The 13018-nt window shown below is 55.2% G+C and carries 13 protein-coding genes; 1 reads left to right on the plus strand and 12 read right to left on the minus strand.

The genetic code is table 11. The features are described 5' to 3' along the window. Window positions 1–50: 50 nt before the first annotated feature. From ACPV0M_RS11260 to ACPV0M_RS11295, 8 genes are all read right to left on the minus strand, one after another. Complete coding sequence (locus ACPV0M_RS11260) at window positions 51–932, minus strand: transposase (RefSeq protein WP_425620725.1); 882 nt, start codon at window positions 930–932, stop codon at window positions 51–53. Beyond that, window positions 933–1496, minus strand: coding sequence for a hydrolase (locus ACPV0M_RS11265; protein WP_425620726.1), 564 nt, complete (start codon window positions 1494–1496; stop codon window positions 933–935). A 209-nt stretch (window positions 1497–1705) separates the two neighbouring features. Then, window positions 1706–2014 carry a zinc-ribbon domain containing protein gene (locus ACPV0M_RS11270; protein WP_425620727.1) on the minus strand — a complete coding sequence of 103 codons (309 nt, stop codon included), beginning with the start codon at window positions 2012–2014 and terminating at the stop codon, window positions 1706–1708. 413 nt (window positions 2015–2427) lie between these two features. Further along, window positions 2428–2700, minus strand: a complete 273-nt coding sequence (locus tag ACPV0M_RS11275; protein ID WP_425620728.1) for an ATP-binding protein — start codon at window positions 2698–2700, stop codon at window positions 2428–2430. 450 nt (window positions 2701–3150) lie between these two features. After that, a complete protein-coding gene (locus ACPV0M_RS11280; protein WP_425620729.1) occupies window positions 3151–4584 on the minus strand; it encodes a stalk domain-containing protein in 1434 nt (477 codons plus the stop codon). 573 nt (window positions 4585–5157) lie between these two features. Then, window positions 5158–5955, minus strand: a complete 798-nt coding sequence (gene istB / locus ACPV0M_RS11285; protein ID WP_425620248.1) for an IS21-like element helper ATPase IstB — start codon at window positions 5953–5955, stop codon at window positions 5158–5160. Then, window positions 5952–7169, minus strand: a complete 1218-nt coding sequence (gene istA, locus ACPV0M_RS11290; RefSeq protein WP_425620249.1) for an IS21 family transposase — start codon at window positions 7167–7169, stop codon at window positions 5952–5954. Before istA ends, istB begins: the two co-directional genes overlap by 4 nt. 243 nt (window positions 7170–7412) lie before the next feature. After that, window positions 7413–7538 (minus strand): LuxR C-terminal-related transcriptional regulator, encoded by a 126-nt coding sequence (locus ACPV0M_RS11295; RefSeq protein WP_425622203.1) that lies wholly within the window; start codon window positions 7536–7538, stop codon window positions 7413–7415. 464 nt (window positions 7539–8002) lie between these two features. On the opposite strand from ACPV0M_RS11295, the gene ACPV0M_RS11300 reads away from it, so the two are divergent. Continuing rightward, a complete protein-coding gene (locus tag ACPV0M_RS11300) occupies window positions 8003–9019 on the plus strand; it encodes an AAA family ATPase (protein WP_425620730.1) in 1017 nt (338 codons plus the stop codon). Window positions 9020–9928: 909 nt separating this feature from the next. On the opposite strand, the gene ACPV0M_RS11305 is transcribed toward ACPV0M_RS11300, so the two are convergent. The 4 genes from ACPV0M_RS11305 to ACPV0M_RS11320 all read right to left on the minus strand — a co-directional run bounded on the left by ACPV0M_RS11305 (window position 9929) and on the right by ACPV0M_RS11320 (window position 12789). After that, the gene (locus tag ACPV0M_RS11305) at window positions 9929–10693 is read right to left on the minus strand and encodes a sulfite exporter TauE/SafE family protein (protein WP_425620731.1); all 765 of its coding nucleotides are present in this window, start codon (window positions 10691–10693) and stop codon (window positions 9929–9931) included. A gap of 2 nt (window positions 10694–10695) precedes the next feature. Next, complete coding sequence (locus tag ACPV0M_RS11310; RefSeq protein ID WP_425620732.1) at window positions 10696–11451, minus strand: GntR family transcriptional regulator; 756 nt, start codon at window positions 11449–11451, stop codon at window positions 10696–10698. A gap of 322 nt (window positions 11452–11773) precedes the next feature. Beyond that, window positions 11774–12316, minus strand: coding sequence for a permease (locus tag ACPV0M_RS11315; protein ID WP_425620733.1), 543 nt, complete (start codon window positions 12314–12316; stop codon window positions 11774–11776). Then, complete coding sequence (locus tag ACPV0M_RS11320; protein ID WP_425620734.1) at window positions 12313–12789, minus strand: permease; 477 nt, start codon at window positions 12787–12789, stop codon at window positions 12313–12315. Before ACPV0M_RS11320 ends, ACPV0M_RS11315 begins: the two co-directional genes overlap by 4 nt. Window positions 12790–13018: the final 229 nt, after the last annotated feature.

Raw genomic sequence — 13018 nt, forward strand, 5'->3', positions numbered from 1 at the left:
CCAAGACCTCCACTAGCTTGTCCTCGTTTGGGGTCAGGGCTTAAATTTTCTTAGTTTCCGCCTCCCAGCCTTGCCTCCACGCCCCGGATGGAAGCATCCCACTTTCCGTCACCGTGACGGAGTCCCTCGCTTACATCGCTGGCCGCGATGCTGATCAGTGCACCGGACTTGCCAAGGAAAGAAGCGATATCCGCCATCTTGTGGCCTCCGAGATAAGCTGCACAGTAGACAAACAGTCTGCGGGCCTTGACCATTGCGCGCTCCTTGCACGGACTGGTGACGGCTGCGGGTGCAACCCCGGAGACGGCGCTGACGGCCAGGAGTAGTTCATCGAGCGAAATAGTCCCCTGGCTGGTCACCCCCGCAGTCTGCTCTGAAGCTGTCGTTGGACTATGCTTGTGGGTTGAGGATTTCCGAGGCAAGAGAGTATAGCCGTCAATTTCTCTTCCACCGAACTGTGCCATCACTGACATAATAAACGCGGTCTCTACTTTTCCGGCCCCCCCTCCTTGCAGATAGTGCCGGTGGCTGGACCATGGGTAATCCGAGGGGTCTGCGCAGAGACCCGCCTCCACGGGATTCATATGGATGTACTTCACCAGGGACAGCAGGTAAGCGTCATCCTCGACGACTAGGGCCTTGTAGCGCCCCTGGAAGAGGTGGCCCACCCGGCCATACTTCCTGTTGAAAGCCTGGGTGTATGTCTGCTGGAGAACGTGCATCAACAAGGAAAGTGGCCTGGTGCTTACCTGCACCAGCAGGTGGAGATGGTTGGGGAGAAGAGCATAGGCGTGGACTGTGACACCGTGTCTCGAGCTGTATTTCTCTAGAAGAGACAGATATAGGCAGTAGTCGGGCTCATCAAGAAAAACATCCTGTTTGTTGTTGCCACGGGCAAGAACGTGATAGAAAACTTCAGGTTTGACCCTCATTTATTTTATTAATTTCGAGAGTTCCTTAAATTGAAGTGTACCAGCCTCTTTCATCAAATCAAAGAATACTGTTTCAGTATTTGTAATAACAGCCCCCATAGCCGCCATTATGGATAAAGCATTACGGTAATTTTCTTTACTCCGAGAACATACGGCGTCTGCTGCCACAAAAACCTGGTAACCAAGACCTAGTAAATCCCTAACGGTTTGGAAAACACAAACATGAGTTTCCATTCCAGTTATAATCACCTTTTTTCTCCCGATTTGATTCAGTGCAGAAAGGACCTCTTTAGTACATCCTGAAAAGGTGATTTTCTCGTACGTTGTGGCACCATCCAGATAAGCAGCAACTTCTGGTACTGTCTTCCCTAAGCCTTTGGAATATTGTTCAGTGACCATGACGGGAATTCCCAATGTTTTCGCTATAGTTAGTAAGATATTAGTATTCCTAATAACTTGTCTACCATATCTCATGGCAGGGACGAGCCTTTCTTGGATATCAATCACCAATAAGAGGGCTTCATCCCGGTCTAAAGTAAACCGGTCTAAAGTAAATTGGTCCATAAGTAAAAACCTCCCGTAGAGATATTCTGTTTCAGGTAGGAGTTTCTAACTTGCGTTCGTCTTACTAGAAATGATTTGCAGGAAAATCCAAGGCTCGCTATTAGATCCCAAGGCTATCAGATTTACGGACATGCAGAAAATCAGTTTGGCTCCATTGATAAAGAAGAACTCCTCCGCCTACGGGCGGAGGAGTTCTTCGGCCTCACAGATTAGTAACGGCTGGCTTTTCTGTTGCTGCCGAAGCAATCGCGACAGTAAACCGGGCGGTCGCCCGACGGGCGGAACGGAACTTCGGTTTCGGCGCCGCAGGCGGCACAAGTGGCCGGGAACATCTCGCGCGGGCCGCGGTTATAGCCGCCCCCGAAGCTGTTTCTCTGCTGCTTGCGCGCCGCCCTGCAGTCGGGGCAACGACCGGGTTCGTTGGTGAACCCTCTTGTCGCGTAGAATTCCTGCTCAGAGGCAGAGAAAAGGAACTCGGCGCCGCAGTCACGGCAGGTTAGGGTTTTGTCTTGAAACATAGAAAATCCTCCTCAATACTTTGTTGCTCAGAATGGTTCAGGGGATTCACTTACCTTTGACCCCCCTACCATTAAGTAGTTGAGAAGGATATTGAACCGTACCCTTTCGACCGATTACTTGAGCCATCCTTATTGTAACCTTTTCTGGAGAAAAGTAAAGCTTTTTTTCGGCAAACGTGCAGGAGGCGTCCTAATGTTCTTCTGTACCTCTTCGGGCAGCTGGACTATTAAGGCATGCCCGCTTAGTCTGCGGTGCTCCTGAATATAACAATAAGTAATGGAGCGTAGAGGAAATCAACTCCCATGTGTGTGACACCAGTGTCAATGGATAATGGAAAATCCGCACTTTTGGCCACTAGAAAATCGTCATTTTCGGTCACGAAAAGTCGTCAACTAGATTCTGGAAGCTGTTCTTATCCTTCCTTTGCCTGGGTGAGTTTGGGCGGCACCAGACGGTTGCGCACCCGGTAGCTGTCACCACGTAGGGTAATCACGTGAGCGTGGTGTAGCAGACGATCCAGAAGGGCGGCCGCCGTCCCGGGACTGGCAAACAAGGTTCCCCAGTCGCTGAAATCCAGGTTGCTATAAGTTACTTGGATGGTAGACTCTTTTCCGTGGGGACCTAAGCAGTAATTGCAGGTGTTCCCGGAAAGGGGTGGAAGCGATGGCCCATATTCCTGACCCAAATGACCTCGGTGGGAACGTTATCCGGCTATCGCTCGCGAACCATTCGCGAAGAAATGGTTGGAAAGCCAGGCTCGTCTCGACAGTCCCTGTTCTTTTAACCGCGCGATGTCTACGATTGTCGCCACCTCCATCAAGTCTTGGCTCACTCCCTTGCTCCGGTTTGGTTGTGCTTACCCGAGCATCAATTAGGGAGTGGGCCTTGTCTTACCTGCACTGCCATTTGCAGGTGGACGACTTTTCGTGGCCATTTATCGGATTTTATCTTGGCCGCAGACCCTACGTGTTTCTTTCTGTAAGGGTCCCAGTAATACAGCATTCACTAATCCGCGAACAGACCTGCCTTAGTCAGCTACACTCAAACGACCGGTTTGTGCCTGGTTCTCTTAGGCATGCTTCTCCGCTCGTGCATAAAAAAATCGGACCCGCTCCGCCTGTGCAGTCTGCTCGTCTCACGTATTGAACCAATCAGAGGTGCTTTCATCTGCAAGGTAATCATCGCTCACGATCTTTACAATCAGGCGCGTATACACGTTGGCCGGCAGTTTCAGAAACAAAGTGTAAGTACCCGTAGAGTGCGGCTCCAGGTCGAGTGAGTCAGACCACTGCTGGTCGTAAACAAGACCGCCTCCCGCATCCAGGGCCGCATAAACTTTGGTAGCCCGGGCGGTGGCCGTCCCGTCGTTACGCACCTCGACCTTCAGTTCAAGCCAGCCGCCTGCAGTGCCTTTTGATGTCCATTTGTATTCGCCTTTGTGGGTCAGTACCGGCCGCGGTACCAGCGGGACTATGCGGGCTTTGGTCCGGAGATATTCATCCGGGATTTTGCCGATTGACCAGCCGGTAGCCGTTGTCTCTACGTAGTAGTACCGCGCACCTTCGTACTCGTAGTACGCACCGGGCAGGTCCTTGCCCTTAACGCCCACGGCCATATGCTCACCGGGGAAATAAATCAATATTACACCGTAGTCCATTTCCTTAAGAACGGAAGCGAGCAGGATGCTGTGGTCTTCGCAATCGCCCTCTTGGTCAACGAGGGTTTCCAGGGGGTACCTCGGATACTCTTCAACGCCCTTGGAAACGTTGTCTAGGGCATATTTGATGTTCTGGACAAAGGTTACAACGAGTTCTACCGTCTGCTTGGGCGAGTATTTTTCCCGCACGGCCGTCTCCTTTAATCGAGCAGCTAGACTTGAAATAAAAGTATCGTCAGCCGGATCGGTAACGTAGACCGAATAGTCGTCCGTCGGTGGGCGTTTCAGGTTAGTGTAATATGTGTAGGCCTCCTCCGGAACCACCAGTCTCCACGTCCAGTGCTTTCCTCCATAGTTCCAGGCAAACTCCCTTTTGATCAGGCTCGTCTCGGGTTTCGGTGCAACACCCTGTGATCCTTCGGCAGGGGGTGTGCCGGAGGAAATGGTGACGGTCTGGGCAACAGCATCCCAATCCACCCCGGCACCGAGGGCTTCGGAGACGAAGCGCAGGGGAACCACGGTCCGACCGTTTATGATTTTTGCCGGAACGTCGAGGACGACGGGGCTACCGTTCTTGAATACGGTCCTGCTCCCAATGGTCAGGATAACGGTCGTCCGCCCCCTGGTGGCGGTGACGGTCTCGGTGGCGCCGTCCCACTCAAGCTCTGCGCCCAGAGCCTGGAAAATGGCCCGCATCGGCACCAGGACGCGGCCCTGCTCCATCACCGGGGGCACGTCGAAGGAGCGGGGTTTACCGTCGAGGAGGACGCGGGGCGCGGCAGAGGCGGACCCGGGACAGGAGAACAGGAGGAGCAATAGCAAAACAAACCAGACGGTTAAGATTACCCGTTGCGTTCTCGCAGGGCCCCCCAACCGGCCGTCAGCGGGAGCCCAGGGCGCCAGTCGATCCACGCACATCACCCTCCCGACCAAGAATACAGGGCGACCACGCCCCTGCCGTGTTTCGCCACCAGACAGAGTTATCCCTGTCGCCGGCGCACAAGTGCTTAAAGCACCGGGAGCGGTCTCTTCCGAGGAGCATCCAGCACTACAGGCGTAGAAGGGCGCGCAACTCCTCTACCGTGCCCGTAAACGGCATCCCGACCTTCCTGCACGCATCCCCTGTATTACACTTTCCGCCGTTCCGGAACCCGATGACCTGAACGCCAGAACCTACTGTCGTCGCAGCTAAGTTATCGGGCTGCCGTCTAGGGCTGCCTTGAGAAGCCGGAAGACTGCTTACATCGGTTTTCGCCCTTAGCTTGCCATCACGTGTGTACTCGTAAAGTACAGGTATTACCGACCTTTGCACTATGCCATAGAAAAACAGTGATAGGCCTGCCATACGAAGAACGGCCTTAACTTGCTCACCGTACCGGTTAGCTGAATAGCCCTTTCTTGATTCCGATAAACTTGCGCATGTCAACGCCGACTTACTTTTGACCCACTGGCGCCGGTTGGGAATTGACCCACCCGGCCGACAAACTACGGTTTGGACTGCTCGGCGTTAACCACCTCCGGTCTGGGGTGTGGTCCAAACAGACCGGCCCGTTTCTTCTCCCGCAGGCGGTAACTCTCCCCGCGGATGTTCAGGACGTGGCTGTGGTGCAGGAGCCGGTCCAGGATCGCCGTGGCAATCACCGCATCACCCAACACCTCGCCCCATTCGGCAAAACCCTTGTTCGACGTCAGAATGATGCTGCCACGCTCGTATCTGGCCGAGATCAGGGCAAAGAGCGCCGTGGCCGCCTGGCGGTCGTAGGGCCAGACCCCGAACTCGTCAATAATCAGGACCTTCGGGGCCAGGTAGACCCGCATTCTCCTGTCCAGCCGGTGTTCCGCCTGGGCGCGGCGCAGGTCTTCCAGCAGGTCGTGGGCCCGGACAAAGTAGACGCCGTAGCCCTGTTCAATCGCCCTGATCCCCAGGGCCACCGCCAGGTGGGTTTTGCCCACCCCCGGCGGGCCCAGAAGCAGGATGTTCGCCGCGTCGGCGACGAAGGTCAAGGTAGCGAGTTCCCTTACCAGACGTTCATCCACCGATGGCTGGAAGCCAAAATCGAACTGCTCTAAGGTCCGGTGGTAGGGCAGGTGGGCCAGCCGGGTCCGGGTCTTCAGATAACGCTCCCGCCTGGCTGCCGCCTCGATCCCCAGCAGGTCGGCCAGGAAGTCGGCATAGGACAACTGCTTTTGCACGGCCGCTTCCAGTCGGCTGTCCAGGATCGCCGCCGCCTGTCCTAAACCCAGGTGCTCCAGGTAGTGGCGCGCTTTCTCCAGGGCGATCACCGTTCGCTCACCACCAACGCTTCGTAGTCCAGCAAAGACCGAATCTGGACTTCCACCGTCTGGACCTGAAAAGCTGTTGGGGTTTGGCGCCGCCGGTGGTCACCCATCGGCAGCCCGTCCCACTGGCCGGGCAGGGTAAGCCGCTGCCCCGGGGTTACGGCCCGCGGATGGACGGCCAGCCTTTCGTTCCCCGCCCAGATCTGGACCGTGGTCTCGTCCGGCTGGACCTCTACTTTTCGGCCGGCCCATTGCCAGGGGACGCCATACCAGGAGCCGTTCCATTGGAGGTAACCATCCCGGCCCACCTTGCGCTCCTCACGCAGGAAAGGTAAAAGCTTATCGGGGCCGGGCAGGGGCATCAGATGGGCCTGCTCGATGATCAGGCGGTCAATCGGTCGTTCCCGGGTCGTCCCGTGGATACGGACGTTGGCCACGGTGTCAAGCCAGACTTGGGCCCGGCGGTTGAGGTCAGTAAGATCAGTAAACCGGGCACCAGGCCAGAAGTTGCCTTCGACGTACCCGACGCCGCGCTCGACCTTGCCTTTGGTTCTGGCCCAGTAGGGCCGGCAAAGCTGGATGTCAAAGCCCAGCCGCAGGGCGAAGTCCAGGAAACGCTTGTTCCAGATAGGCTGCCCGGCCTCGTCCCGGTCAAGAACGACCAGCTTGGCGTTGTCGTACAGGCACTTGCGCGGAATGCCGCCCAGCCGCGCAAAACCGTTGATGTGGCAGCGGATGAAGCCGGCCACGTCGGCGCGCTGGATGAACTCTACGTACATGGCCCGCGCCCAGGCCAACACCAGGACGAAAGCCCAGACATAACGTGGTGTCCCGTCCGGCGTCAGGTAGCGGTAACGGCCGAAGTCGACTTGCGCTTGTTCGCCGGGCTTGGTTTCAAAGCGCACGGTGACTTCAGGCTTCCGCCGCCATCGGCGGAACGGGTGAACGTACTCCTTGAGGATGGAGTAGCCGCCTGTGTAGCCCAACTCCCGGATCTCCCGGAGCAGAACGACGCAATTGTCCACTCCCTCGCTAAGCCGCTTCTGGATATAATCTTTGTAGGGGTCGAGCTTGGACCCCCGCTTCGCCCGGGGCTTCGGTTTGGGTATCCCCGGCTCCCGAAGGTATCTACGAACCGTGTTCCGGGATACGTCAAGAAGCCTTGTGATGGCACGGATGGATTCGCCCTTGCCGTGCAACTCGATGATCTGTTTCACTTTCCCACCCTCCAGCATCTTGTTGGACACCTCCGTCTTTTGCAGTCGAAGGTGTCTTTCGCCGGGGGGTGGGTCAATTCTTTTTCGGCGCTACTGGGTCATTTTAAACCCGGCGCTGACAGCGCATCTTGGGTTGGTTGGATGCCGAATAGGCATAGGTTAAAGTAACAATTTAAAAAATGTTGAACAACAGTTCCTGGGATGATTCGAATAGCCTATTGTTTTGATCTATGTATTTATGGTCTATGGTCGTGGTTTTCCAAGAATGCGAACCGCAAGTTCGGTTCTGTTGCTGACTCCAAACTTGGCATAAAGGCGGCTGCAGTATTGTTTTACGGTTGGTAGGGCAAGGTGGAGTTCCTTGGCGATTGCATGGTTGCTTGCTTTTCCCTTGGATCAAAAGGTGTAGGATCCCCTTTCTCTGTTGGTAATACGGGGTTGGTCTTGTGGTTGCGGCACGGTAGCACCCCCTGGGATTAGAAAGGGCAAGTATGTCAAAATGCACACCCCTTTATAACATGACGGACAAAGAGGAGTTTTGGATGCATAAAGTTTTGTTATGTTTCGTAACTCGAAGTGATCGGCGGGCGTCGAGGAACAATGTAGCCATATTGTGTCAAATTCTAATTTGGGGCAAGAAGCAATACTACAATTCATGTAGTGTCATAGCACGCTCAAGGTGTTATAATAATACTAAATACGTGTTAAGGGGTTAAGAAACCTTGAGTGACAAGCTGTTTCCACTCGGACATCCGGTACCGGAAGAAGACCTGGTTGGAAGATTGCCTTTCGTTGATGCACTTGTTTCCAGGCTGGAAGAAGGGAATAGTATCATGCTGACGGGCCCTCGCAGAATAGGGAAGACTTCCCTGGCTAAAGAAGCGCTGCGACGCCTGAAAGACAAAGGGTATTACACTCTTTCAATTGATTGTTTTGCTATCCGGGATAAAGAACATCTGGCGGAACGGATTATGGAGGGGTGTTTGGCCAACCGTACGGGCTTGCCGAAAACGCTGGCCGCCGTTCGGGAGAAGTTGCGCCAATTTGGTCCGATTCCGGTGAGCTTGAGGCTGCAGGACTTGGAAATGGAAGTCAGCCTTTTTGTCAGTCGGAAGGCGAGTTCGGATGAACTCCTGGACCAGGCTTTGGAGTTCCCGCAAAAGCTGGCGGAAAAGGACAATAAGCGAATCATTGTCCTCTTTGACGAGTTTCAGGACGTGTCCATCGTTGCAGGTGAAAACATCTTCAAACGAATGCGTGCCGCCTTTCAGCATCAGGATCGGGTCAGCTATTTGTTTTTGGGATCCAAAGAAAGCATGATGAAGACGCTGTTTTCTTCGCGCCGGGAGGCTTTTTACCGTTTCGCCGTCCCTCTGCCGGTGCCGCCCGTTCCGCAGGATTCGTGGCTTACCTACATTAAAAGCAAATTCGCCAGTCGCGGGGTGGAGGCGGATACCGGCGTGGTGAGGGAACTCCTGGAACTTACGGGCGGCCACCCGTACGATACAATGCTGCTGTGCAACGAGGCATACCAGCTTGTGGCCCTGGGCGGGCGCGACGTCCTGACGCTGCCCGTCCTGCACCAGGCTTACGAGCAGGCGCAGACCATTCTCGAACCGGCGTTTACCGAGATTCTGACCGAACTCGGCCGCTCCGCTCAGATGCGGGATGTGATCTGTAAGCTTGCCACCGGCCAACAGCCGTACAAGGACAAACCCCAAGCGAATGCCGTCACCCGGTCAATCAATAGACTGGAGGAGAAAGGCATTATCGAGAGAGTCGCAAGGGCCCGGTATCGTTTTGTGGAACCGATGTTCAAGGAATTCATCATACGGACGTTTGCGTGTTAAGGGAGTTATCCCGATCGCTTCTCCGCGAGAGGCGTATGACGACCGCCAGGACGAGCAACGTGCCGGCACTTCTCATCAGCAGGGTGCGGTTCCGGTTCCTTTGTCGACGCCATCAATGCAATCCCCGCCACCACGAAACCCAGCCCCCAACAGGTGGCAGGGCATCAGCTTTTCGCCAAGGATCAGGTTGGACAGCAGGACGCTGCTGGGACACGAGTTTGAGTTGGGGTCAGGGCTTAAATTTTCTTAGTTTTCCGCCTCCCAGCCTTGCCTCCACGGCCCGGATGGAAGCACCCCACTTTCCGTCACGTGACGGAGTCCCTCGCTTATATCGCTGGCCGCGATGCTAATCAGTGCACCGGACTTGCCAAGGAAAGAAGCGATATCCGCCATCTTGTGGCCTCCGAGATGAGCCGCTTTCTTTGCCAATTAAAAGAGCAATCCTGTAGTATTTAAGAAAACTTAAGGTTTGACCTCAGAGCTGGTGACCCCAGAGCTGGTGGAAGGCCGTTGGGGTGATCCCCCCCCCTGGGGTTAAAAAGGCAAGCATGTGAAAGTGTTTGGCCCCTTTATAAACATGACGGACAAAGAGTGGTTTTGGATTAAGATAGATGCATAAAGTTTTGTTATGTGCAGGTGAGAGAGTGAGGATGTGAGGGCAAGAAACACTCAAAAGGAAACGTCTTCTGGAGAAAAGTAAAGCTTTTTTTCGGCAAACGTGCAGGAGGCGCCCTATTTGTTCTTCTGTACGTCTTCGGGCAGCTGGACTATTAAGGCATGCCCGCTTAGTTCACAGGTATTCCCAAATATAACAATAAGTGATGGAGCGTTATTTAGAGACCGGGGTTTGCATAATTTACATAATTGAAGGAAGATCGGTAACAATCGGTATGTCTGACCCCATTAGCATTAGAGCAGCTTGTGGACGTTAAGCAGCTTGGCGGCCATCAGCACCACGGAAACCACGAGGAAGGCGCGAATCCACTTGTCGCCCTTGTTCACCGAGAAATAGCTCCCCAGGTAGGCGCCGACGGCGTTTCCGGCGGCCAGGGCGAAGCCCAGCAGCCAGTCGACCTTGCCGCTGATAACGAAGACGAGCAGCGACGAGGTCATATAGATCAGGGTGACGAGTACCTTCAGGCTGTTGATCTTGACCAGGGACATGCCGGTGATGAGGGCCAGGGCGGCGATGATGACGAACCCCACCCCGGCCTGGATGAACCCGCCGTAAAAGCCGACGCCGAAGAAAACCAGGGATGCCGCCGCCAGGCGCAGCGGGCTGAAATCTTCCCTTTCCTCTTTTAGAAACTTCTTTTCCGGCCGCAAGATGATTAAAACCAGGACCGCCAGCATCACGAGGGCGAGGATCTTGTTGAACATCTCGTCCGACAAGGAAATGGCGAACTTCGCCCCGACGATCGAGCCCAGGACGGCGGGGATGCCCAGCATGACGCTCAGCTTGGGATAGAAAAATCCTTTCTGGCGGAAGTAGCCGATGGCCACGAGGCTCTGGACCATCAGGGCGACGCGGTTGGTCCCGTTGGCCACGGCCGAGGGCAGGCCCATGAAAATCAGCACGGGCATCGAAATCAGTGAACCGCCGCCGCCGACGACATTAACGAATCCGGACGCAACGCCCGTAAGCAAAACGAGAACCAGTTCCGTTCCCGACATTCTTAAAACTCTCCTCCAGATGTCGTTGTCTGCTCTTGCTCAATGTCCTTCCGCGTTTGGCCGATACCTTCGAGTTCCAGTGTGCCGGCCGTCTTTTTGAAGTAGGCGTACCTGGAGTTGTTGATGTGCTCCCTGGCGACTCGCTCCGCCAGGTCGCCGTCGCGCAGTTTGACGGCCTCTACCAGTTGGCGGTGTTCCTGCATGGCTTCGGCGACGCGGCCGGGATGGGAGTACCCCACCCTGGCATAGGTGGCGATGTAGTCGACGAGGGAGCTGATCATGCCGTAGAGACGGGGGCTGCCGGCCGCCCGGTAAATGGTGTCGTTGAACTCGCGGTGTGTCTTTTCTAGGTTATCCAGGTCGCCCCTGGCGGCCAGTTCCTCCATAGACGTCAGCAGTTCGGCCAGGCGTGCGAGCTGGCCCGGTTCGATTCTCTCCGCGGCCATGCGGGCGGCCAGGCCCTCCAGGACGACCCGAATGCGGTATACCTCATAAACTTCCATGTCGTTTACCTGGGCCACAACAGCACCAATGCGGGGGAGATGGGATACCAAGCCTTCAAGTTCAAGGATGCGCAGGGCCTCCCGCACGGGAGTCCGGCTGACGCCGAGCTGCCCGGCGAGCTTGCGTTCGATCAGGCGCTCTCCGGGCTTCAGACGGCCCCTTAGAATGGCCTCGCGAAGCTTTTCATGGACTTTTTCGCGGACCTGGGAGTCGAGTTCGCTGACGATAGGCTTCAGCGGGGAACCGTTACTCATCCGTATGTTCACCTCTGGCATATGGTATACCAAGATGCTTACATGATACGACATTGGGATGAGGATCGTAAAGCACCTTTTTACTTGGGGTCAGGAATTGAATTTTTTAGTTTTCCGCCTTTCAGCCTTGCCTCCACGGCCCGGATGGAAGCACCCCACTTTCCGTCACGTGACGGAGTCCCTCGCTTATATCGCTGGCCGCGATGCTAATCAGTGCACCGGACTTGCCAAGGAAAGAAGCGATATCCGCCATCTTGTGGCCTCCGAGATGAGCCGCTTTCTTTGCCAATTAAAAGAGCAATCCTGTAGTATTTAAGAAAACTTAAGGTTTGACCCCAGAGCTGGTTTCTGCGGGGGTTTCGCGTCTTTTGGCCATCGCCATTACCTTTTCCACAGCATACCCGCTCAAGACCACCGCCGGCAGGGTGAGAGTCAGGCGGAGGGCGGCGAATTCCCAGCCTACGAACTTGACTTCCATCATCAGCATCGGGATTTTGACGGTGGCCCAGGTGCCCAGGAAGATGACGGCGTTGGCCAGGCGGCAGCCTTTTTTCAGCAGGGCGTCAGCGACCGGGAAACCGGCGTAAAGCGGCCCGGCCGCCGCGGTCGCCACCAATATGGCAATGATGACCCCCTTAACGCCTGAATCGGGGCCGACGTGCTGTTCGACGATCTTTCGGGGGACCCAGATTTCCAGAAGCCCGATGAGGACAAAGATGGGCGGGATGAAGAGCAGCATCTCAACCAGGTAGTCGACGGCAACAGAGACAGCCGCCTGTCCCTGCGCGGGGTTCTTGAGGCGGAGGACGAGGTCGGCTGCTGCCACCAGAAGGACGAGGGTGTACTTCTTCAGGCCGGCCGTCATCGCAGCACTGCTCCCATCGTAAAGCCGATAATCAACGCAAACAGAAGGCCGAAGCCGTTGCGCAGGATGGTGAATTTTTTACCGAAGTACTGGGCCTCCAGGGGCGCGGTGAGTGTGCCGACCATGAGCAGGGTGGTAATGAAGCAGGCCACGGCGGTAACACTTGCTCCGGCTTCAAGAAGAGAGGACGCCAGCGGGAAGGCGATGAACGCCGGCATCAAGGTAATGGAGCCGACTGCTGAAATCAGCAGGATTCCGACCAGGCTGTCGTTGCCGAACAGGCTCTGGATGATCTCCCGCGGGACGAGGGCCAGCATCAAGCCGATCAGGCCGATGATGCCGAGCATGCCGGGGAAGATGTTCAAAAACTGTTTTTGGGCGATCTTCAAAGCCTGGCGGCTTTTGTTCATATCCTTGCGGTATGAGTAAACCAGCACCGCTATCGTGAGCACAAAGAGAGTAACATTAAACATATAGTAAATATATCATATGCTCAATACCCATGAAAGTATTGAAAGTGATTCTTGGTGGAGCAAAGGGTTTCAGGGGCCGGTCCTTATGACTACTTTCCATTTAGCACAGTGGAATTTGTTCAAGGAATTTTCACACTTTGGCAACGACTCCGGAAAGTTATTCGGGTAGAATGGTAACAGGACTTTGTGCTCTCATTCAGAGTCCTTGTGAAGGGCAGGGTGAGGGTAA

The sequence above is a fragment of the Desulfosceptrum tomskiensis genome (genome assembly GCF_049818055.1).
Taxonomy (GTDB): Bacteria; Bacillota; Desulfotomaculia; order Desulfotomaculales; family JASEER01; genus JBFLVT01.